This window comes from Roseburia lenta (assembly GCF_014287435.1).
In the GTDB taxonomy this organism is placed as follows: Bacteria; Bacillota; Clostridia; order Lachnospirales; family Lachnospiraceae; genus Pararoseburia; species Pararoseburia lenta.
The window spans coordinates 506852-529199 of the sequence record NZ_JACOPG010000001.1 but is presented as its reverse complement, the minus strand read 5'-3'; the positions used below and the strand labels follow the sequence as shown (position 1 = coordinate 529199).

Here is a 22348-nt window from a genome sequence, read left to right as displayed (position 1 = left end):
GGCGATCCCTTATTTGGGATCGCCTTTTGTTAATGTATTATGCAATAATTTGAACCAGTTGGTCGGACCCATGGCAATAGCACCTGCCGGTTTTTTGATATGCAGCGCATGACGACCGGCAGGCTTCCAGGTTGGAAGATGGTCTGTATTTGGATCGCCTGTTTTGGCAAAAGCAACGATATAGGAGATCATTGCCTCAGAGACCTTGGTATCCTCGGCGTCGTAAGGTCGGTGGGATGCGTTCAGGGTTCCAAAGACATAACGAAGGTCGCTGGAATGGAAAGCACCATTATGGTCATTGCCGGGAGCATCAATGTCAAAGTAGTAAAGATAGGCGTGATTTGTCTTGGCATATTTGTGGGAGATATGTCCCATGATGATGGCATACATATCATTATTGGTGTAGCCCAGCATGTAGTCGATCGGCAGAGGGTGATCGATCAGAGTATCCACAGGTGCGCTGATCAGATAGCCGTCCACGACCGGCATGGTGTTGTAGGTGTTGTCCTTGCGACGGGATTTCAGTTCCTCGATCGCGGTAAAGATGGTCTTGGTATCTAAGACCTTTAGTTCATCTAAGGTTGAAACACCGGCGGTCGCCATCAGATCTTCCCAGTATTCATGGGTGTTTTCCGATGGGCGTGGCAGGGCAAATTTCGGGAACATGCCGCCACCGGATAACATGATGGCACGCTGGTAAAGTCCCTGGCATTTTGGACTGAGGCTTAAGTACTGGATGGAAATAGCACCGGCACTCTGTCCCATGACAGTGATGTTGTTGGCATTGCCCTTGTAATCAGCGATGTTTGCCTTGATCCATTGCAGGGCGGTGAACTGATCGTCGAGTCCAAAGTTGCCGTCACGTCCGTATTTTTCCCGGATGTCCGGATGCGTCAGATAACCGAAGATGCTGACACGGTAGTGGATCGATACAAAAACAATGCCGCGTCTGGCATAGGCAGCACCGTCGATCGCACTGTCATAATTGGCACCGGAATCAAAGCCGCCTCCGTGGATAAAGACCAGTACCGGGAAAGGTCCGTCGCCGGCAGGGGAAAAGATGTTGAGGTTCAGGCAATCCTCGTCATAGTGGAAGGTCTGCCCCTGACGGAATTCATTGTGATAGAAAAGCCGTTCCGGGATTTCTAAATGTTCGTAAAAAGTGCGGTTCTGCGGACATACATTGCCGTAATGGGTGGCATCGTAAACGTCGTCCCAGTGTTCTACCGGCTCGGCATAGGCAAAACGCTCGGCGCTTGCGTAGCGGATACCAAGGTATTTATCGTAGCCGTCGCAGTGGATGCCACGGATCTGACCGCATTTGGTCTGGGTTGTGATAAAGTTCTCCATAATCGTCTCCTTATTTATACTCCTAAATTTGGATCTGTCTGTATTCTAGCACGAAAAGCCCAGTGCGGACAGGATTTTTTAAAAGAATTAAAAAATGTTAAAAAATTGCACAAAGTAACTTGCCATATGGAAAGAAACGTAGTAAAATGTAATAAATTAAATGAGTTAAATAATACAACTCGCGACATTATATTATTACAAAAAAGGAGAGTTATAATGGGGGAACAAAAAACACATGGTCTGACGACCAAGGAGAAAATGGCATATGCCTGCGGTGACTTTGGCGGGGTTTTGACTTTTTCTCTGATTTCATCTTTTTTAACAATGTTTTATACGGATTGCCTACATATTCCGTTGGCACAGATTACCATTCTGATGTTTGTGGCAAGAATTTGGGATGCAATCAATGATCCACTCTGGGGGGGCTTTATCGATTCCAGAAAGCCGACAAAGTGGGGGCGCTTCCGTCCTTATGTTATGTGGGCATCCATCCCACTGGCAGTAGCAGCGGTACTGATGTTTGTCAAGATTCCCGGACTGACGACCAACCAGTATCTGATCTACGCATATGTGACTTACATCTTATATGGTATGATGTATACAGGTGTCAACATCCCTTACGGATCTTTGGCATCCGTTATGACCGATGATCCGATGGAGCGTTCGTCTCTTTCTGTATGGCGTTCCGTAGGTGCAGGATTTGGTAATATCCCATCCATGATCTTACTGCCGCTTTTGGTATATTCTACTGTGATCGGTGCAGATGGTACCGAAACAAAGGTCTTAGATCCGACCAAGTTAGGATTTGCCGTACTTTGTATCGCAGTGGTATCTATTGGTATTTACAGCCTACATTTTAGAAATGTAAAGGAACGTATCACAGTTCCGCCAAAGCAGAAGCAGGAAGGTATGCATGTATTCCGTACCGTTGGGGATCTTTTTAAGAACCCGCCGTTCATTTTTCTATGTCTGGTATCCATGCTTTTGATCGCATTCCAGATGTACACACAGACGACTTACAACTACCTCTTCCTGAACTTCTATGAGAAGCCGGGACTTTACAGTTTTGTGACCGTTTGTACTTATGTACCGATGGCATTGTTCTTACCGATCATTGGTAAGTTAGTCCGCAAGTTTGGTAAAAAGGAGATCTGTGCATTTGGTCTTGCTTTTGCCGCTGTTGTAAACTTTATCATGTATTTCCTCAAGTTTACACCGATGGTAAACAACCCATATGTCTTTATGATCCTCCTATTCTTCTCAGGTGCAGGACAGACATTCCTGACACTGGAAGTATGGGCATTGGTTATGGATGTTATCGATTACCATGAACTTCTTTCCGGCAGACGTGAAGAAGGTACATCTTATGCATTGTATTCTTTCACCAGAAAGTTAGGTCAGACCTTAGCAGGTGTTGGTGTACCGATCTTACTTGCAGTGATCGGCTACAATGTAGATGCAAGCAAGCAGTCAGCAGAAGTTGTTGCAAAATTATATGATATGGCAACACTGGTTCCGGCGATCGTGCTTTTGGTTATGTTCTTATTACTGACATTTGGCTATAAACTTTCAAAAGAAAAACTGGTTGATGTCTACGCAGAACTTGCAAAGCGCAGAGAGCAGGAAAATTAATAAATCTTTTTTGAGGGGCAGTCCCGAGTGAGGTATCTCACTCGGGACTTTTTGAGTGTAGAAGGGAAAGCGAGGAAGGGGGAGGCATTAGCCGGTCTGCCCCCTATCACCTCCCCCCCTTCCTCGCTTTCCTTACCGCCATATTTATGTCATCGACTTGACAGCCTCATCTCCTTTGGTTATACTAGCACGAGTGATACACAAAATATCAAAAGTGAGGTATAAATACCATGATTAAGATAATTACAGATTCCGGATCGGATATTTTACAGGAAGAATGTGACAAGGTGCGGGTCCTTCCATTACATGTTTCTTTCGGAGATGAACATTACCGTGATGGCGTTGATCTTTTACACGAGACCTTTTATGAAAAACTGATCGAGACTGATGTTTTGCCAAAGACCAGCCAGATCAGTCCTTATGAATTTATGGAGGCTTATCGGCAGGAACTGGATGCTGATGCATCGGCAGGAGGGGGACAGATGAGCGACAAGCAGATCCTTGTTATCACGCTTTCCTCCAGGTTATCCGGTACTTACCAGAGCGCCTGTATCGCGGCAGAGGAATTTGAAGGTCAGGTCTATGTCGTAGACAGTGAAAACGTCACGGTGGGACAAAAATGCCTTGTCATGCGTGCGGTAGAACTGGTCGAGGCTGATTATGGGATAGATGAGATCGTAGGGATTTTGGAGGAGGAAAAGAAACAGATCCAACTGATCGCATTATTGGATACACTGGAATACCTGAAAAAGGGTGGACGGATCTCGGCAGCATCTGCTGCACTTGGTAATGCATTATCGATCAAGCCGGTTGTGGGAGTAGGTGCAGGAGAAATCCTTGTACTTGGAAAAGCGCACGGATCAAAGAATGGAAAGAACCTGCTGATGCAGCGGACCAAGCAGGCGGGAGGAATTGATTTTTCACGTCCTTTTTATTTAGGATATACCGGGCTTTCGGATAAGTTGATCTGCAAGTATATCGAGGATAGTCGTATGCTTTGGGAAAAGGCACACACAAAAGAGGAATTGCCGATCGTTTCCGTCGGGGCGGCGATCGGTACCCATGTAGGACCGGGAGCGATCGCGCTGGCATTTTTCGCACCGCAATAAAAAAGAATGTGCCAAAGCACATTCTTTTTATACATAATTTTTACGCCTCGGTATGGGCTTCCATATTCTTTGGCAAAACAAGATTTAAAATGATGGAAACGATAAATACGACGGCAACGCAGTTTTCTGCAAACACGGTCTGGATGATCTGCGGGAAAATAGCAAAGATTTCCGGTACCTGTGTAAAGCCGATGCCGACACTGAGTGAGAGTGCGGCGATCGTGATATTTCGCTGTGTAAAACCGGCTTTGCCCATCATTTGCAGACCGCTGATGACAATGTTACCAAACATCATCAGGGTACAACCGCCAAGTACGGCATCTGGCAGTGTGGCAAGCACAGAACCAAAGATCGGGAAGATACCGGCAAGGATCATGATCACAGCACCGGTAGCAATGGCAAAGCGGTTGACAACTTTTGTCATAGCGACCAGACCAACGTTCTGGCTGAAAGATGTGATTGGCATACAGCCGAAAAGACCGGAGAGTGCGCTGATGAACCCGTCGCAGGCGATGGAGCCGGAGGTCTCTTTTAAAGTGGCTTCGCGGTTCAGACCGGAAGCGGCAAGTGCGGAGGTATCGCCGATCGTCTCGGTAGCGGACACCAAAAAGATCAGGGTCGTTGAAATAATGGCGTTGATATTAAACTCCGGTTTGAATGGCATGAGTGACGGGAAAGCAATGATCGCTGTGTTCTGCAGAGAAGAAAAATCAACTGCGCCCATAGCAATGGCAATCAGATAACCAACCACAAGTCCGAACAAAACAGATAACTGTTTGAAATAAGATTTTGCAAAAATATTAAATAGGATACAACATAAAAGTGTGATGCTTCCTAAGATCCAGTTTGTAGCGGAACCGAATGTTTCGCTGCCACTGCCACCGCCGAAAGAAGATGCTCCGACAGAAAGCAGGGAAAAGCCGATAGCGGTCACGACGGTCGAAGATACGATCGGTGTGATCAGTTTGATCCAGTATTTTGCCAGCAGTCCGAGAATTCCTTCGATGATACCGCCGACAATGACGGCTCCGACAATGGCATTATAGCCATAGGCGACGCCCAGATAGGTAAAGACAGAAACAAAGGTAAAACTGATCCCCATGACGATCGGAAGACCGGATCCAACCTTGTGGAAGATCGGGAACAACTGGATCAGTGTACCAATACCGGCGATCAGCATGGCTGACTGGATGAGCATGGCGGTATCCTGGGAAGAAAGTCCGCTGGCTCCGGCAACGATAAAGATCGGTGCGATATTGGATACAAACATGGCAAGAATGTGTTGCAGACCAAATGGTACTGCCTGCTTTACGGAAATCTTGCCATCAAGATGGTATAAATTTTCAATAGACGGGGTTTCTTTTGTAGATGTCATTTCTTATTATATATGGAACAATTCCATACAAGTCCTTTCTCTTAGTGTATTTGTTTGCTTATCCTACTGCTGACGAAAGACGATCTCTCCGCTTGTAGCGTCCATGCTCTCCACGATGGCGAGGGATTCCAGATGGAAACCGAGATTGCGAATGATGCGTCCGCCGTTCTGGAAGCCCTTTTCAACAGCGATACCGATGCCTTCTACGGTTCCGCCGGCTTCGTTGACAATGGAGATGAGTCCCTGCAGGGCACAGCCATTTGCCAAAAAGTCGTCGATGATCAGCACATGGTCATCCGGCCCCAAAAACTTGCGGGAAACAATGACGTTGTTCTTACATTTATGTGTGAAAGATTCGACCTCTGCCTTATAGACGTCGCCGTCGATGTTGATGCTCTTGGATTTTTTCGCAAATACGACCGGTACGTTAAAATGTCTTGCAACAATACAGGCGATACCGATACCGGATGCCTCGATGGTCACGATCTTATTGATATTTGCGTCGGCAAAGCGTTTCTTGAATTCAGCACCCATTTCATCAAAGAGGGCAATGTCCATCTGGTGATTCAAAAAACTGTCAACCTTTAGGACATTGCCTTCTTTTACAATTCCGTCTTTCACGATTCGTTCTTCTAAAAAGTTCATGATATCTTTTGTTCCTCCTGTTATGAACATTTTACAATTTCTTTGCTAAAAACAGACTATCAAAAAAAAGAGGAAAAAACAATCATTTTACAAAAATGCCTTCAACTGATTGCGCAGTTCTTCCTCGGCAGAAATGATCTTGCGGCAAAGATCTTTGATCTCGTCCCCGGCGCGTTCATATTCGTTCAAATATTTGCGCAGGGACTTGATGCCCATGTCACAACCGTCTGTGAGCAGGTCGGCGATGGTGGTGTCCTCGGCATCCAGTGCAATCTTGAGATTGGTGGAAAGGTAGGACATGCCGGAGAGGAGGGGATTCGGCGCGTCGCTTTCCTGCCCGTATTTTTGCAAGAGGGACTGTATTTTATCCTTCAGGTTCTCATGCGTATTTCTGCTTTTTTCTAAGACGGAGCGAAACTGGTCGTCACTGATCTTATCTGCCACCTGATGCATGGCAGAAAGCCCCATCTGTATGCCTTTGTCACATTCATGTAAGAGTTCGATGCTATCCTGTGAAATATTTTCTTGATCCATTTGATTATCCTCCAAAAAAATCTGTGATTTGTGTTATACTAAGACTACATATGGTTAATTTGTTACCAATGATGGAAAATTATACATGATAGCTCGCGCAAGTTGGGACAGGATGCGCGCAAATATAGAAATGAAAGGGAATAAGATGCAATATACAACAGTGCTTTTTGATCTGGACGGCACGCTGACAGAGTCGGCACCGGGGATTGTCAATTCGGCGGCGCATGCCTTGGAAAAATTTGGAATACATGTAGAAGACAAAAATGACCTTTTGTGCTTCGTGGGACCACCATTGATCGAGTCTTTTCAGAAATATTATGGATTAGATGAGGTGCAGGCAGTTCAGGCTGTTTCCTATTATAGAGAGTATTACAGCACCAAGGGCTTGTTTGAAAACAAACTGATCGACGGCATACCGGAACTTCTGCTTACCTTAAAAAGTGCAGGAAAGCAGTTACTGGTTGCGACAAGCAAGCCGGAGTTCTTTAGTGAGCAGATCATATCCCATTATGGGATACGTCCGTATTTTACCTATGTTGCGGGGGCAACGATGGATGAGACCAGGACGGCAAAGAGCGAAGTGATCGCCTATGCGATGGAGCAGATCCCGGGTGTGGCAAAGGAAAATATCGTCATGGTCGGAGACAGACATCATGATGTTGACGGAGCGATCGCCAATGGACTGGACAGCATTGGGGTGACCTTTGGCTATGGAGACCGGGCAGAACTTGCAGATGCAGGTGCCACCTATATCGTGGATTCCGTCGCAGAACTTCAGAATCTGCTCTTGCAAAATTCGTAGGATTTAAGTATAGTTAAGCATATGGAAACGAAATTTTAGGATTTAGTTTCTTGTTGGCAATCATAAAGTAATCTAATTTACCCAATACACGTCAAAATACATTGTTATCTAAGCAATAAAAAGGAGGAGGAATAAATATGTTACAAGAAAGTATTAAAAAGTTGGTACAATACGGCATCAACACAGGATTGACCCCGGAGTGCGAGCGCATTTACACGACCAACCTGCTTTTGGATGTCATGAAGGAGGATGAGTACACGGATCCGGATTGTGATCTGTCTGACATTGTATTGGAGGATGTCTTAAAAGATCTTCTGGATGCGGCAGTAGAAAAGGGACTGATCGAGGATAGCGTTGTTTACCGCGACCTTTTTGATACACGTCTGATGAATTGTCTGATGCCACGTCCGGCGACTGTGCAGGCAAAATTTGCCGAAGAATACAAAAAGTCACCACAGGCAGCCACCGACTATTTCTTTAAACTCAGCCAGGACAGTGATTATATCCGTCGTTACCGTGTAAAGAAAGATAAGAAGTGGACCGTGGATACCAAGTACGGCACTCTGGATATCACCATCAATCTTTCCAAGCCGGAAAAGGATCCAAAGGCGATCGCGGCAGCTAAGAATGCCAAGCAGTCTGCTTATCCCAAGTGCCTGCTTTGCATAGAAAATGAGGGATATGCAGGACGCGCCAATCATCCTGCCAGAGAGAACCACCGTATCATCCCGCTGACTATGAACGGCAGCAGATGGGGATTCCAGTATTCTCCATACGTGTATTACAATGAGCACTGCATCGTTTTCAACGGTCAGCATACACCGATGAAGATTGAGCGTGCGACTTTTGTGAAATTGTTTGATTTTGTAAAGACATTTCCACATTACTTCTTGGGCTCCAATGCAGACCTGCCGATCGTAGGCGGATCCATTCTCAGCCATGACCATTTCCAGGGCGGTCACTATACCTTTGCTATGGAAAAGGCACCGATCATTGAAGAATTTATGGTAAAAGGTTTTGAAGATGTCAAGGCAGGCATTGTGAAATGGCCGCTTTCCGTGATCCGGCTTTCCTGCAAGGATGAAAAGCGTATCATTGATCTGGCAGATCATATCTTGGGATGCTGGAGAACTTATACTGACGAAGATGCTTTCATTTTTGCCGAGACTGACGGAGAGTTACATAATACGATCACACCGATCGCCAGAAAACGCGGTGATATGTTTGAACTGGATCTGGCTCTGCGCAATAACATTACGACAGAGGAACATCCGCTTGGGGTTTATCATCCTCATGCCAAGTTGCACCATATCAAAAAGGAAAATATCGGTCTGATCGAAGTCATGGGTCTTGCTGTACTTCCTTCCCGTCTGAAAGGGGAGATGGAAGCCCTTGCGGATGCGATCGTAAATGGTAAGGATATCCGTGCAGATGAGACCTTGAAAAAGCATGCAGACTGGGTAGATGAATTTACTGCCGCATATGAGAAGCAGGGCATTAATATTGATGCGACCAATGTTGATGGCATTTTGGAACAGGAAGTTGGCAAGGTCTTCTGTCAGGTTCTGGAAGATGCCGGTGTCTTCAAATGTGATGAAAAAGGACTGGAAGAATTCCGTAGATTTATTGCTGTTCTTTAGGATAGAGTGAGGGACACTCCTTGTGGCAAAAGGAACGTCCCTCACGCACTTTTTACGCACAAAAATAGACCTGGCGATCTGCCGGGTCTTCTTAGGTTTATCAGATGAACGGCTTGCGCCGATTGTTTTCTAAAGTAGGTGCTTTTGGTAAATTACATATTACCAAAAGCATACTTGAAGAATGATACTGCATCTTCGCCGTTCTTTTCCTGTGCCTCTACATACTTATTGTAATTGTAAACTACATATCCAAGACTATTTGAGAATTCCATAATTCATATCTCCTTTCAAATCATGCTTTTAAAATTGAATCAAATCATACTGTAACTTTTCGTATCTCTTAGAACTGTCCTAAAGCAAATTTTAAGAGTGAAACTGGCTTCTGACCATTTGCGCTTGTTTTGTTAGCGTATGTGTTGTACTGGCTGAACAATTCACCGAATGCATCAAATTCGTTATACATATCTTTTCTCTCCTTTCGTTTTTTCTTTTTCAAAGGTGCTTTCCTTTGATGACCTTACTATAGCACCGTCTATAGGTAATGTCAACAAAAACTTTATGTTAAAATTGTGTAATGTGCATAAAAATAGGAGCGTTTACAAGCAAGATAACAAGTGGGGGAAAAATCACTGTGGTAAAAATGCACAATATAGTAGTGCATAAATTGTGCATAAACACAATAATAGATACGAAAACCGGAAAGGCTGTGAAAAAGAAAACGAGGAATTCGTACATTTTGCATAAAAATTTATTCTTTGAAATAATTGCCAAAAAAGGGGCGTTAAATTTGTAATATATGCTATGTTGCGGCAGGAGCAGACCGGTGTTACAATATAGGAAACGAAGAAACTGATTTTAGTTTTCTGGTTTCCTAAAGAGGAAAAGGGAGGACGCGGGATGGAGAAACGTATTATAGAAGGCGCTTTACATATTGTAGAAAAGCAGGGGGTCAAATTTACCATGGACGAGTTGGCATCGGAACTCGGCATGAGCAAGAAAACGATCTATACCGTTTTTCGAGACAAGAACGAACTTTTGATAGCAATGGTCGATTACGTCTTTGATTATATTAAGGAAAGCGAAGCTTTGGTCATGGAGGATAAGCACTTATCCCTCTTACAGAAGATTCGCAAGATCTTAGGTGTGATGCCGGAGAATTATACGGATTTTGATTTCACCCAGTTTTATGTTTTGCGGGATAAGCACCCGGAAGTCTATGAACGCGTCAGACAGCGTTTGGAGAGCGGATGGGAGATGACCAACCGCCTATTGGAACAAGGCGTAGAGGAAGGCTTGATCCGTTCGGTCGATTTCCGGGTTTTCCAGTTGGTATTTGAGTCTGCGGTAGAGCGCTTCATTATGGGAGACGAACTTGAACGCGAGGAAATCGACTACATGCAGGCATTAGAAGAACTTGTGACCATTATGGTTGATGGAATTGTGGTACACAGATAGAAAGAGGATGGCAAATATGAAAGATCGCATCTATTTGATGAGGGATTGGTTTTTTACCGAAGAATTTACAGAAGACATGATCGTCGATACCATGGATGTTTCCCTGGCACAGACCGTTTCTCTGCCACACACCTGTAAGGAAACACCTTATCATTATTTTGATGAGCATACCTATCAGATGGTATCCTGCTATCAAAAGATCTTATACGCACCGGAAGGCTGGCAGGGCAAACGCCTGCTTTTGACTTTTGAGGCGGTAGGACATGAGGCAGAGGTTTATGTCAATGGCAAAAAGATGGCAGAACACCATTGTGGCTACACCGCCTTTACGATCGATATATCAGAAGCCTTGAATTATGGTGCCGACAATCTTTTGACGGTGCGGGTAGACTCCAATGAGACATTGGATCAGCCGCCGTTTGGATTTGTGATCGACTATATGACCTATGGCGGTATTTATCGTGACGTTTATCTGGAAGTAAAGAATTCTATTTATATAGAAGATATTTTCTTAAAACCAAAGTTTGCAGAGACTGTAACGACCAAGGGTATGGATGCCAAGGCAATCGCACAGATGCAGGTATCCGGTATCTTGGCATCGGAAGTTACTTACTCGGTCAAAGCACAGGAAGCGATCAGTGCCGGTCAGGTCGGTATCCGTCAGATCGTGGATGATCAGGTCGTTTTGGAAGCCCCGATCGCAACGACATCCTTTAGCACACCAGTTGCGGATGTCATGCTCTGGGATATTGAAAGCCCAAAGGTCTATGAGGTGACCACCCAGTTGCTCTACCAGGGACAGGTCGTGGATGAAAAGAGGGTGACGGTCGGATTTCGGGAAGCCCTGTTTCGAAAAGACGGCTTTTACCTAAATGGCAGAAAGGTCAGGATCCGTGGTCTCAACCGCCACCAGTCTTATGCCTATGTCGGATATGCTATGCCGGAATCCATGCAGCGGCTGGATGCCAAGATTTTAAAGGAAGAACTTGCCGTCAATGCCGTGCGTACATCACACTATCCGCAGTCGCACTACTTTATGGATGCCTGCGACAGACTGGGACTTTTAGTCTTTACGGAAATGCCGGGCTGGCAGCATATCGGTGGTCAGGCTTGGCAGGATCAGGCAGTGGAAAATATCAAAGACATGATCGTGCAGTATCGCAATCATCCGTCCATTATCCTTTGGGGCGTGCGCATCAACGAGTCGCAGGACAATGATGCTTTTTACGAGAGAACCAATGCCACGGCACATGCCTTGGATGATACGAGACAGACCGGCGGTGTCCGTGCTATGAAAAAGAGTCATCTTCTGGAAGACGTTTACACCTACAACGATTTTGTCCACAGTGGTGCCAATGCCGGTTGTGAACCAAAGGAAAAGGTCACTTCCGATGTAGAAAAGCCTTATCTGATCACAGAGTACAACGGACACATGTATCCGACCAAGATGTTTGATTGGGAAGAACACAGACGCGAGCATATGATCCGCCATGCAAATGTCCTCGATGCTGTTGCAGGACAGGAAGATATCGCAGGTTCCTTTGGCTGGTGCATGTTTGACTACAACACCCACAAGGACTTTGGCAGCGGAGACCGCATTTGTTATCACGGCGTTTTGGATATGTTCCGAAATCCAAAACCGGCAGCTGCTGTTTATGCAAGCCAAGAAGACAGGAATCCGGTCTTGGAACTGTCATCGACTATGGATATCGGCGAGCATCCGGCTTGTAACCGGGGCGATACCTATCTGATCTCCAATGCAGACAGTGTACGGATGTATAAGAACAACATCCTGATCAAGGAATACAAACAGAGTGATTCTAAGTATCAGAATTTAAAACATGGACCGATCCTGATCAATGATTATGTGGGGGATGCCATTGCAAAAGAAGAAGGCTATTCCAAGAGACAGGCAAAGATCGTCAAGGATTGTATGAACCATGTGGCAATGCATGGTATGCAGATCACACCAAAACTTGTCTGGAATGCTTTTCAGTTGATTTGTATCTACCATATGAACCCAAACGATGCGGTAGGTCTTTACAATAAATATGTAGGCGATTGGGGAGGCGAGTCCAAGCAGTATCGCTTTGACGCGATCAAGGATGGCAAGGTTGTCCGTTCTCTGATCAAGACACCGATGAAAAAAGCATCTTTGGCGGTTAGCCTGTCGGCAACGACACTGGTGGAAGATATTACCTATGATGTCATAGAGGCGCGCGTGCGAGCCGTCGATGAATATGGCAATCAACTTTATTATATGCAGGAATCACTTTCTGTCACAATAAGCGGTCCGGTCGAACTGATCGGTCCAAATGCAGTGCCACTTCGCGGAGGAGCCACAGGGCTTTATATAAAATCCATGGGGGAGCCGGGAGAAGCATCTGTCACGATAGCGTGTGCAGGCTTGGATCCGGTCACGATCAAATTAGAAGTGCAAAGCACAAGGGAGGATAATTAATATGGAAGAAAAATCAAAAGTAATCTTTGGCAATGTCATGAGCGACAAGGTTTACAAGAGCGCTGTTAAATCTAAGAAAAAGTTTATCAAGAAGTTTGGAGATGACTCCAATGTAGATTACCCAATCTACATTCAGAAGAATGAGCATATCGGCGATTCACTTGGTGTCTATGACATCCTTTTAAAAGAGGGGGACAGCCCTGAAGAATTTGATCATGAAAAGGGTATCATTGTTGGGAATATCCGTATGGGATTCGGCCATTACCGTATTTCTATGGCAATGGCATCCGCTGCAAAAGCTATGGGATATACCCCGTACTGGATGGATCTCAACGGCTATCCACAGACCACCTGTACCAAGGTGATCAGTGCACAGAACGATCTCTATTCTTTGGGATCACGTCTTTCAAAAAATGCACTCTTTAACAAACTGGTCTGGGAGCCGACCAACTATGAGACCTTCCGTCAGTTGAAGTACAATGCATCCGATCAGAAGAATGCAGAACTGATGGCTCCGGTTTACCGCAATGTGCCAAAGGATATCCCGGTGATCGGTACACACGTATGGCCGGCACAGGCAGCCATTCATGCAGGCATGAAAAACGTTGTCAATGCCATTCCTGACAATTGGCCAATGGCACTGCATTTCGCAGAGGGAAGTGTACATACCATCCAGTGTAAAAATGCTTACATGGGCTACCTTATCTGTAACGGCATGAACGGCGATGAGGTCTGCAAGGAGATGCCAAATGAAGATCTGGTCTACACCGGACATTATATCGATCATGAACTGGTATCGAATATCGAGGCAGATTGCGATGCGAGAATGGCAAGAAAGGCAAAGGGAGCACCAATGCGTTTTCTTCTTACCATCGGTGGTGCAGGCGCACAGAAAGAGATCTTTGCAGCCATTATCAAATATCTGCTTCCGATGATCAAGGACAACAAGGCAGCCCTTTATGTCAATGTCGGAGATTACAAGAATGTCTGGGATGATCTTTCCAAGGATATCCCGGAAATGGCAGGCGTGGCAACCGAGCACTTTAATGAGTTTGAGGCAACAACAAAGTTTGCAGAAGAGGCACTGACCGGTGAGGTGACAGGCATCCATGCTTTCTATCATGAAAACATTTTTGAAGCCGTATATTGCACCAACCTTTTGATGCGCAGTGCGGATGTGCTTGTGACAAAGCCAAGTGAACTTGCTTTTTATCCGGTGCCAAAACTTTTTATCAAGCGTGTCGGAAAGCATGAAATGTGGGGAGCTATCCATTCTGCAGAGATGGGTGACGGAACACTCGAATGTCGCGATATCCCACATACTTTGCAGATGATCGACATCTTTATGAAGGATGACAAACTGCTGGGAGAAATGTGCGACAGTATCAGGTTGAACAAGTCCGTTGGTCTTTATGACGGTGCATATAAAGTAGTAGAGATCGCTATGGGCTTAAAAGAGAAGAATAAATAATCAAAGGGGTTTTTAAGGAGGTTTTCTAAAATGGAAGAAAAGAAGAACTTGAATGGCAAAGAGAAATTTGCTTACGGTATCGGTGCCGTTGGAAAAGACATGGTCTATATGCTGTCCGCGGCTTATATCCTTTATTACTATCAGGATATCATGGGCGTAAGTGCCATTGCCATGGGTATCATTTTGCTGGTGGCTCGTGTGTTTGATGCCTTTAACGATCCGATCATGGGCGTTATCGTTGCAAAGACCAAAACAAAATGGGGCAAATTCCGTCCGTGGCTGATGATCGGAACCCTTACCAATGCCATCATGCTATATCTGATGTTTGCAGCACCGCCTGCATTGAATGGTGGTGGACTCGTAGCATATGCAGCCGTTACATATATCTTATGGGGAATGACATACACCATGATGGATATTCCTTACTGGTCTATGATCCCGGCTTTCACCGAAGCAGGAAAGGAACGTGAAGGTTTATCAGCACTCGCAAGATCTTGCGCCGGTGTTGGTTCCGCATTGATCTCTATCGTGACAGTTATGGCAGTATCTGCCCTTGGTCATGCTTTTGGTACAGATGCAAATTATGAGCAGGTAGGTTACAAGTACATGGCACTTATCGTTGCAGTCCTGTTTGTTGTATTCATCACGATTACCTGTGTGACGATCAAGGAAAAGTCCTCTGTAGAAATGCAGTCCGCATCTGTTAAAGATATGTTCAAGGCTCTGATCCAGAACGATCAGGCAATGACCGTCGTTGTTGCGATCGTTATGATCAACACGGCACTTTACATTACCCAGAATCTTTTGATCTACTTCTTTAAGTATGATTTCAGCCCGGCAAACTGGGAAGCAAACTATACATTGTTCAATACCTGTGGTGGAGCATTCCAGATCCTGGCAATGATGATCCTCTTCCCATTGTTCCGTAAGTTCATGAACACAATGAAGATCTTTACACTGAGTTTTGCTATGGCACTTGCAGGTTACGTGATCATCCTTGGAATTTCTGCAAGCGGATCCAGCAATGTATATCTGTTACTGATCCCGGCATTCCTTATCATGGCTGCCATCGGTATGTTGAATGTCATTATCACGATCTTCCTTGCAAACACAGTGGATTACGGTGAGTTAAAGAATGATCGTAGAGATGAATCCGTTATCTTTTCTATGCAGACATTCGTTGTAAAATTAGCATCCGGTCTGTCAGCATTGGTAGCATCTATCGTTCTTGCCGTATTTAACATCAAGAAGAATGAAACCGGTACACTGACACAACTTGCCAGCGGTCAGAGAGTAGGACTCCGTGGCTGTATGACCCTGCTTCCGATCGTTGTTCTGATCATCGGTTATATCGTATATAAGAAGAATTACAAGTTGACCGATGAGAAACTGGAAGAGATCACCCAGGAATTAGAGGCGAAAAAGCAGGCATAAAACGAAAAAAAATAATTAAATTTTTGCAATCCGAGCGGCTTTCCTATTATAATGATAGGAGAGTCGTTTTGGACTAAAAGGATTAGGAGGTAGGAGAACTATGATAGAAATTCGGGATGGTTTTTATGCCCTGCACACCCTGCATACGACCTATGCCTTTCGTGTGATGGAGACAGGACAGTTAGAACATTTGTATTATGGCAGAAAGATTTCCTTGGGGGATGGCAGCAGCCTTGTAGAAAAGCATGCCTTTGCTCCGGGAAATACGATTGCCTACGATCAGGAACACTTGAATTTTACACTGGAAGATATGTGCCTGGAAGTTTCCGGCTACGGCAAGGGCGATATCCGCGAACCTTTTGTTGAGGTGATCTGTGACAATGGCAGTTCTACAACGGATTTTGTCTTTGTAGATGCGGCAGAAAAGAAGGGAAAAGCGGCACTTGAGACCCTGCCGAGTACCTATGACGTTTCCAAAGAAGCGGAACAACTCGTGGTGCATCTGCGCGATAAGAACGAGGGCTTTTTGCTGGAACTGGTCTATAGCGTATTTCCAAAGGAAGATGTCATCACGCGTTCCGCCAAGTTCATCAATAAATCAGATAAGCCGGTACGCCTGACGCGTCTTATGAGTATGCAGTTAGATCTCAACCAGTCCGGTTATGTCGTCACCTCTTTCCATGGCGGCTGGACAAAGGAGATGAACCGCTATGATACGACCGTCAATATCGGTAAGTTCGTCAATGCGTCCTATACGGGATCTTCTTCTAACCGTTGCAATCCCTTTATCATGGTAAGCGAGCCGGATACGTCAGAGACCATGGGCGATTGCTATGGATTTAACCTGGTTTACAGTGGAAACCACTATGAGGCTGTCGAGGTCAACAGTTTTGAAAAGACCCGTATCGTTACCGGCATCAATCCGACCAACTTTGCCTTTTTGCTGGCACCGGGAGAGTCTTTTGAGTCACCTGAGGCGGTCATGACATTTTCACACGAGGGATTTTCCGGCGTGAGCGCGCATATGCATCCTTTTGTCAGAGAGCATGTGGTAAGAGGAAGTTGGCAGCACAAGGAACGTCCGGTACTGCTCAACAGTTGGGAGGCTTCTTATTTTGATATTTCAGAGTCCAGTTTGCTTCGTCTGGCAAAGATGGGAAAAGACGTTGGCGTGGAACTCTTTGTCATGGATGACGGCTGGTTCGGCGAGCGTAACAACGATACACGTGCTCTGGGTGATTGGACACCAAATACCAAGAAACTGCCAAATGGTGTGGCAGGACTTTGCAAAAAGGTAAATGATCTGGGACTGGCTTTCGGTATCTGGATCGAGCCGGAAATGGTCAACACGGATAGCGACCTTTACCGTGCACACCCGGAGTGGAGCATGGAGATCCCGGGAAAGGACCATTCCGAAGGACGTAATCAGCGTGTACTTGATTTTGCCAATCCGGCAGTGGTAGATCATATGATCGAGCAGATGAAGCAGGTGATCGGTTCTGCAAATATTGCTTATGTAAAATGGGATATGAACCGTATTATCTCGGATTATTATTCGCAGTATCTGCCGAAGGACAGACAGCAGGAAGTAGCACATCGCTATATTCAGGGCGTCTATCGTCTGGCAAAAGAACTGACACAGGCATTCCCGGAGGTCCTGTTTGAGGGTTGTGCAGCAGGCGGCAACCGTTTTGATCTGGGGATGCTCTGCTATTTCCCACAGATCTGGGCGAGTGACAATACGGATGCCGTATGCCGTCTGAACATCCAGAATGGCTATTCCTATGGCTATCCGATGTCCTGTGTATCTGCCCATGTATCGGCATGTCCGAACCATCAGACCCTGCGTGTGACACCGCTGGAATCCCGTTTTGCAGTGGCATCCTTTGGGGTACTGGGCTACGAGTGCAATCTGTGTGATATGTCAAAAGAAGATCTGGAGAGCATCAAGGCGCAGATCGCACTTTATAAGGAATACAGAAAGGTATGGCAGTTTGGCGATTTTTACCGGGTAGAAAGCGGAAATCATTACCAGTGGAATGTGGTATCCCAGGATAAAAAGACGGCTATCGGTATGATCATGCAAAGAGAAGTGCAGCCAAATACCATGTTCAAGAAATATCAGGCAAGAGGATTAGATCCGGCAAAGACCTATCATTTTGTCGGGCTGCCGCGCAAGTATAATATCAAGGAATTTGGCGATCTGGTCAATACGGCAGCGCCGATCCATGTAAAACCGGATTCACTGGTACACAATGTGCTTGCTAAGTTTGTCAAGATGGATGGAGAGACAGAAGACTATCTGTGCAGTGGAGATTCCATCATGTACGATGGTGTGAAACTGAAGCAGTCCTTTGTGGGAACCGGCTACAGTGATGAAGTCCGTCACTTCCCGGACTATGCGTCAAGACTCTACTTCATGACAGAGGAGTAAACGCGGCAGGACAGATGTGGGATATGGTAAGAAGGCGGGAGGCACTCCGGTTGGCGCAGGCACGTAACAGGAGATAGAGGCACGGCACATTTTATCATGTAAAAAATTGGGAGCCAATTCGTCGCGTCTCTGAAAGAGGCAATTTGTTTGAATAGGAACTGTCTCTTGCACGGCTTCGACAGCCGGCAGGATGTGTCCGCCTGTGCCAGATATTCAGGGGCGCCACTTATAAGAGGTTCTAAGAACCTCTAATGCGTTTTGCATTCATATCTGTCAGCAGGCGAACATCATCCTAGACGGTTGTCTAACCTTGCAAAGACAGTTCTAATATAGAAAAACAAATGCCTCTTTCTTAGAGACGCAGAATTGCGCGACTTTTTATATGATAAAATGTGCCGTGCTGAATGTCTGCTGTTACGTGCCTGAACCAACCGGAGTGCCCCTACGAAATCTGCATGCATCCCGCGTCTGCCCTTGTCTACTTGGCACTCTTGTCGATGAAGTTGGATTTGTACTTGGAGTAGACGATCTTCTGGCTGCTGTAAAGGCTGTAGTAACCGGATACGGTATAACTAAAGCCGATGGCAAGCAGGAAGAAAGGTGTCCCTTCAAATCCAAACAACTCAAAGCATATGAGCAGGGATGTGATCGGACTGTTGGTCACACCGCAGAAGAGTGCGCCCATACCGACAGCCGCACACAAAGATGGAGAAAAGCCGATCAGGTTGCCAAACATAGATCCAAAGGAAGCTCCGATGAAAAAGGTCGGTACGATCTCGCCGCCCTTGTAACCGCATCCAAGGGTCAATGCTGTAAAGAGGATCTTTAGCAAAAAGGCGAGGGAGGAAATGTCTCCCGCCATACAAAAGGTGATCATGGATGTACCGGTGCCGTTATAGGTCTGGTTGTCAATGCCGCCAACGGCAAAGGACAGTGCCAATACCGCACAGCCACCGACAAAGGCACGCAGGTAAGGATTGGCAAACAATTTCTGATAGAGGGCGCTGGTCTTATGCAAAGAGACACAGAAAAAGATACTCAGCAATCCGCAAAGGATGGAAAAACCGGAAATGATAAGTCCGGTATTTAAGTCAAAGGCTGGCAGTTCCAAGATTTCATAGGACGGCGATGCAATGCCAAAGACATACAGGGCAATGGCGCGCGCAATGAGCGAGGAGATCGCGCAAGGAAGCAGGGCTGCATAATGCATGATTCCGACGCTGACGACTTCCATGGAAAAGACAGCGGCTGCGATTGGTGTTCCGAAAAGAGCAGAAAAGGCAGCACTCATGCCGCACATGATCATAATGTTGCGGTCTTCTTTTTCACGAAATCCCAGATATTCACCAAAGGCATTTCCGATACTGCCACCCAGCTGCAGGGCAGCACCCTCTCGTCCGGCAGAACCACCGACCAAATGGGTCAAAATGGTGCTGATATAGATGAGGGGAGCCATGCGAAGGGGAATACGGTCATCGGAATGGATCGCAGAGATGACAAGGTTGGTTCCGGGATCTTTTTCGTGCAGGATCAGATGGTACATGGCAACGATCGCCATGGCACCGAAAGGCAGTCCGAACAAGAGATAGGCATGGCTGAGACGAAAAGCCGTCACTGCCTGTAAGAGATAGCCGAAGGATCCGCTGATCAGACCGACAACGATCCCAATGAGCACAGAGACTAAGAGCCAACGCAAAGTAGAGTTGAAACGTCTGACATTGTGCTCGGATTTTTGAAAGAAAAGTGATTTATTAAACATAGTTTTATTCCTAACTTATTTATAGTAAAATGATAGTAACAAAGCAACTTGCGGATGCGAAGATGCATATGTATGTTATCACGTCTGGCACTATAATTCAAATGAGAAGATATAAGAGGAATACAAATGGATAAAACATACGATTTTATTGTCAATTTACATTCCAGGACAGGAAAGGCAAAGGAGATCTGGGAGTCTTTAGAGGAGATCTTAACCAAAGATGGGGTTTCCTACCGGGTCCACATTACAGAATATGTCGGTCATGCGACAAAGATCGCCGAAGATCTGACCGCAGATGATGCATATCATTTTCTGGTGGTTGCCGGAGGGGACGGCACGATCAATGAGGTCTTAAACGGTATCCGCGATCTTTCAAAGGTCAGTTTTGGCTATCTGCCGCTTGGCTCTGCCAATGATTTTGCCAGAGGCTTACATATTACGGCAGAACCGGAAGTGATCTTAAGACAGATTCTGGCATCGGAGACAGAGGATGCCTATGATCTGGGGCAGGTCTGCTGTGGCGGACAGACGAGACGCTTTGCCATCAGTGCAGGCGCAGGCATTGATGCCGCGGTCTGCAGGGAAGCACTGACCTCAAGGCTCAAGGTCTTTTTGAACCGTTTTCATCTGGGTAAACTGACCTATGGACTGCTTACCGTAGCAGAACTTTTCCGTGCGCCTTTTGTATCCGGTAAGGTAGAACTGACGGACGGCAGAGAGTTTCATATGAAGAATATCATTTTTACGGCAGCCATGAACTTCCCTTGCGAGGGAGGCGGTGTTCCCATGGCACCTTCTGCGGATGCGCATGACGGTAAGTTATCTGCCTGTCTGGTCTATGGCATACCAAGATTTCTTTGTCTGTGTGCCTTTCCATTTCTGATCGCAGGCAAGCATGAAAATATCCGCGGCTTTGAGATCGTAGAAGCGGAGGAGTTGCATGTCGTTTTTGACAAGCCTATGGTGGTGCATGCGGACGGTGAGGACTGCGGTGACCAGACAGATGTGACTTTCCGCTGTCTGCCCGGAGCACTTCACATGCCACATTTAGATTAGTTTTACATGACAAAAGACATCTTTAGATGTATGGTATAAGAATAAGGGAAAATGACATCAATAGGGGGAATTTGATGGAATTACTATATAAGATCAAGGATCGTGTGCAGCAGGAGAGCATTGATTACATTGAGGAAAACAGATCCAGTGTTGTCAAGAACAACCAAAAGACCCTGTTTGCACTGAATATTATTTATTTCGTGGTCGTTGTCGGATATCTTCTGGCATCACTGACCGTATTTTCAGAATGGCAGGTTACAGGCGTTTATGCCAGAGCCGTAGCCGTACATCTTGTTGTACTGCCGATCGTTATCATCCGTTATCGGAAAAAGACGAGATCCTATAAGGAAGTTTCGATCGTCTGCAAGGTCTTTCAGTTGTATGTGATGACCTTTGCCGGGATCATGAGTATCGTGCCGATCGAGATGAACCAGCCGGCAGTCTACTATATGCCGATGGCAGTAGCATTTGTCGTGGCATTTACTTATACCTTTTATCAGGCGCTGGGACTGGTACTTTTAGAGATGGCAGTCTATGTGCTGGCGTCCTTTTTGACCAAATCGATCGAGGTCTTTTCGGTTGACCTCTTTAGTTGTATTTTTGGTATTGTTCTTGCAGGCTATGTGGCAAAGATCTTGTATTCTTATCGCGCCAGCGAGAATGAGGCAAAACAGCGGATCCGCCGTATGGGTATGATGGATCGCCTGACCTCGACCTACAACAAGGCAAGTACAGAGTTCCTTTGCAAGGAGTTTATGCGTTCTCATCCGCAGTCGGATTGTGTTATGCTGATTTTGGATTTTGACAATTTTAAAATGGTCAATGATACTTACGGACATCAGGCAGGGGATGAGGTCTTACGCAGTTTTGGCAAGATCCTGCGCCATTCGATCGGGACAGATGATATCGCCGGACGTTTTGGCGGCGATGAGTTTTTTTTGTTTTTCAAGAAGAAAGATATTACGGATGCCTTGATGAGCGTGGAGCGTGTCATGGAGCAGACCAGAGCCATGCGTGCACCGGATGGCAGACAGCCGTTTTCCTGTAGTGTGGGTATCGCCATCCGCCGTGCGACGGACGATACCATGGAGTCTTACGACCAACTTCTCGCCAGAGCAGACCGTGCGCTTTATGATGTCAAGCGCAGCGGCAAGAATAATTACAAGATTGATTCATAAATATAAGCCTCAT

The 22348-nt window shown here is 45.9% G+C and carries 17 protein-coding genes; 11 read left to right on the top strand and 6 right to left on the bottom strand.

Translation table 11 applies throughout. The annotated features are described in order from the left end of the window. Nucleotides 1-9: 9 nt before the first annotated feature. Nucleotides 10-1350 (bottom strand): carboxylesterase family protein, encoded by a 1341-nt coding sequence (locus tag H8R94_RS02610; RefSeq protein WP_186853783.1) that lies wholly within the window; start codon nt 1348-1350, stop codon nt 10-12. 216 nt (nt 1351-1566) lie between these two features. Between H8R94_RS02610 and H8R94_RS02605 the strand changes: the two genes are divergently transcribed. After that, a complete protein-coding gene (locus H8R94_RS02605; RefSeq protein ID WP_158573022.1) occupies nt 1567-2982 on the top strand; it encodes an MFS transporter in 1416 nt (471 codons plus the stop codon). A 230-nt stretch (nt 2983-3212) separates the two neighbouring features. After that, nucleotides 3213-4091 carry a DegV family protein gene (locus tag H8R94_RS02600; RefSeq protein WP_186853782.1) on the top strand — a complete coding sequence of 293 codons (879 nt, stop codon included), beginning with the start codon at nt 3213-3215 and terminating at the stop codon, nt 4089-4091. 40 nt (nt 4092-4131) lie between these two features. Here the strand turns inward: H8R94_RS02600 and H8R94_RS02595 are convergent, their stop codons facing one another. From H8R94_RS02595 to H8R94_RS02585, 3 genes are all read right to left on the bottom strand, one after another. Then, nucleotides 4132-5466, bottom strand: coding sequence for a uracil-xanthine permease family protein (locus H8R94_RS02595; RefSeq protein WP_178009969.1), 1335 nt, complete (start codon nt 5464-5466; stop codon nt 4132-4134). A gap of 63 nt (nt 5467-5529) precedes the next feature. Next, nucleotides 5530-6111, bottom strand: a complete 582-nt coding sequence (locus H8R94_RS02590; RefSeq protein WP_118534628.1) for a xanthine phosphoribosyltransferase — start codon at nt 6109-6111, stop codon at nt 5530-5532. Nucleotides 6112-6198: 87 nt separating this feature from the next. Continuing rightward, nucleotides 6199-6645 carry a DUF2383 domain-containing protein gene (locus H8R94_RS02585; RefSeq protein WP_118534629.1) on the bottom strand — a complete coding sequence of 149 codons (447 nt, stop codon included), beginning with the start codon at nt 6643-6645 and terminating at the stop codon, nt 6199-6201. Between the two features lie 145 nt (nt 6646-6790). Here H8R94_RS02585 and H8R94_RS02580 point away from each other — a divergent pair, with 145 nt between their 5' ends. After that, complete coding sequence (locus H8R94_RS02580) at nt 6791-7447, top strand: HAD family hydrolase (protein WP_118281354.1); 657 nt, start codon at nt 6791-6793, stop codon at nt 7445-7447. A gap of 137 nt (nt 7448-7584) precedes the next feature. Further along, nucleotides 7585-9087, top strand: coding sequence for a UDP-glucose--hexose-1-phosphate uridylyltransferase (galT, locus tag H8R94_RS02575; protein ID WP_186853781.1), 1503 nt, complete (start codon nt 7585-7587; stop codon nt 9085-9087). 340 nt (nt 9088-9427) lie between these two features. Here galT and H8R94_RS12250 read toward each other — a convergent pair whose 3' ends face one another. Further along, the gene (locus H8R94_RS12250) at nt 9428-9550 is read right to left on the bottom strand and encodes a hypothetical protein (protein ID WP_256386574.1); all 123 of its coding nucleotides are present in this window, start codon (nt 9548-9550) and stop codon (nt 9428-9430) included. A gap of 434 nt (nt 9551-9984) precedes the next feature. On the opposite strand from H8R94_RS12250, the gene H8R94_RS02570 reads away from it, so the two are divergent. The 5 genes from H8R94_RS02570 (at nt 9985) to H8R94_RS02550 (ending at nt 18342) form a co-directional block, all read left to right on the top strand. Beyond that, entirely contained in the window at nt 9985-10542 is a 558-nt protein-coding gene (locus H8R94_RS02570; RefSeq protein ID WP_118280896.1) for a TetR/AcrR family transcriptional regulator, read from the top strand. 16 nt (nt 10543-10558) lie between these two features. After that, on the top strand, nt 10559-13003 hold the full coding sequence (locus tag H8R94_RS02565) for a glycoside hydrolase family 2 protein (protein WP_186853780.1): 2445 nt from the start codon (nt 10559-10561) through the stop codon (nt 13001-13003). 1 nt (nt 13004) lies between these two features. Further along, the gene (locus H8R94_RS02560; protein ID WP_178009585.1) at nt 13005-14474 is read left to right on the top strand and encodes a DUF6937 domain-containing protein; all 1470 of its coding nucleotides are present in this window, start codon (nt 13005-13007) and stop codon (nt 14472-14474) included. Nucleotides 14475-14504: 30 nt separating this feature from the next. After that, nucleotides 14505-15908, top strand: coding sequence for a glycoside-pentoside-hexuronide (GPH):cation symporter (locus H8R94_RS02555; RefSeq protein ID WP_118280899.1), 1404 nt, complete (start codon nt 14505-14507; stop codon nt 15906-15908). A gap of 100 nt (nt 15909-16008) precedes the next feature. After that, nucleotides 16009-18342, top strand: coding sequence for an alpha-galactosidase (locus tag H8R94_RS02550; RefSeq protein ID WP_186853779.1), 2334 nt, complete (start codon nt 16009-16011; stop codon nt 18340-18342). 478 nt (nt 18343-18820) lie between these two features. Here H8R94_RS02550 and H8R94_RS02545 read toward each other — a convergent pair whose 3' ends face one another. Further along, entirely contained in the window at nt 18821-20101 is a 1281-nt protein-coding gene (locus H8R94_RS02545; RefSeq protein ID WP_118280901.1) for a chloride channel protein, read from the bottom strand. Nucleotides 20102-20227: 126 nt separating this feature from the next. Here H8R94_RS02545 and H8R94_RS02540 point away from each other — a divergent pair, with 126 nt between their 5' ends. Next, entirely contained in the window at nt 20228-21157 is a 930-nt protein-coding gene (locus tag H8R94_RS02540) for a diacylglycerol/lipid kinase family protein (RefSeq protein ID WP_118280902.1), read from the top strand. A gap of 74 nt (nt 21158-21231) precedes the next feature. Continuing rightward, nucleotides 21232-22335 (top strand): GGDEF domain-containing protein, encoded by a 1104-nt coding sequence (locus H8R94_RS02535; protein WP_186853778.1) that lies wholly within the window; start codon nt 21232-21234, stop codon nt 22333-22335. The last annotated feature ends 13 nt before the right edge of the window (nt 22336-22348 follow it).

Bases quoted from the DNA above. Each gene is read 5' to 3' on its own strand.
- H8R94_RS02570 (WP_118280896.1), top strand. From the start codon at position 9,985: ATGGAGAAACGTATTATAGAAGGCGCTTTACATATTGTAGAAAAGCAG.
- H8R94_RS02535 (WP_186853778.1), top strand. From the start codon at position 21,232: ATGGAATTACTATATAAGATCAAGGATCGTGTGCAGCAGGAGAGCATT.
- H8R94_RS02585 (WP_118534629.1), bottom strand. From the start codon at position 6,645: ATGGATCAAGAAAATATTTCACAGGATAGCATCGAACTCTTACATGAA.
- H8R94_RS02590 (WP_118534628.1), bottom strand. From the start codon at position 6,111: ATGAACTTTTTAGAAGAACGAATCGTGAAAGACGGAATTGTAAAAGAA.
- H8R94_RS02540 (WP_118280902.1), top strand. From the start codon at position 20,228: ATGGATAAAACATACGATTTTATTGTCAATTTACATTCCAGGACAGGA.
- H8R94_RS02610 (WP_186853783.1), bottom strand. From the start codon at position 1,350: ATGGAGAACTTTATCACAACCCAGACCAAATGCGGTCAGATCCGTGGC.
- H8R94_RS02595 (WP_178009969.1), bottom strand. From the start codon at position 5,466: ATGACATCTACAAAAGAAACCCCGTCTATTGAAAATTTATACCATCTT.
- H8R94_RS12250 (WP_256386574.1), bottom strand. From the start codon at position 9,550: ATGTATAACGAATTTGATGCATTCGGTGAATTGTTCAGCCAGTACAAC.
- galT (WP_186853781.1), top strand. From the start codon at position 7,585: ATGTTACAAGAAAGTATTAAAAAGTTGGTACAATACGGCATCAACACA.
- H8R94_RS02600 (WP_186853782.1), top strand. From the start codon at position 3,213: ATGATTAAGATAATTACAGATTCCGGATCGGATATTTTACAGGAAGAA.
- H8R94_RS02550 (WP_186853779.1), top strand. From the start codon at position 16,009: ATGATAGAAATTCGGGATGGTTTTTATGCCCTGCACACCCTGCATACG.
- H8R94_RS02560 (WP_178009585.1), top strand. From the start codon at position 13,005: ATGGAAGAAAAATCAAAAGTAATCTTTGGCAATGTCATGAGCGACAAG.
- H8R94_RS02555 (WP_118280899.1), top strand. From the start codon at position 14,505: ATGGAAGAAAAGAAGAACTTGAATGGCAAAGAGAAATTTGCTTACGGT.
- H8R94_RS02565 (WP_186853780.1), top strand. From the start codon at position 10,559: ATGAAAGATCGCATCTATTTGATGAGGGATTGGTTTTTTACCGAAGAA.
- H8R94_RS02545 (WP_118280901.1), bottom strand. From the start codon at position 20,101: ATGTTTAATAAATCACTTTTCTTTCAAAAATCCGAGCACAATGTCAGA.
- H8R94_RS02605 (WP_158573022.1), top strand. From the start codon at position 1,567: ATGGGGGAACAAAAAACACATGGTCTGACGACCAAGGAGAAAATGGCA.
- H8R94_RS02580 (WP_118281354.1), top strand. From the start codon at position 6,791: ATGCAATATACAACAGTGCTTTTTGATCTGGACGGCACGCTGACAGAG.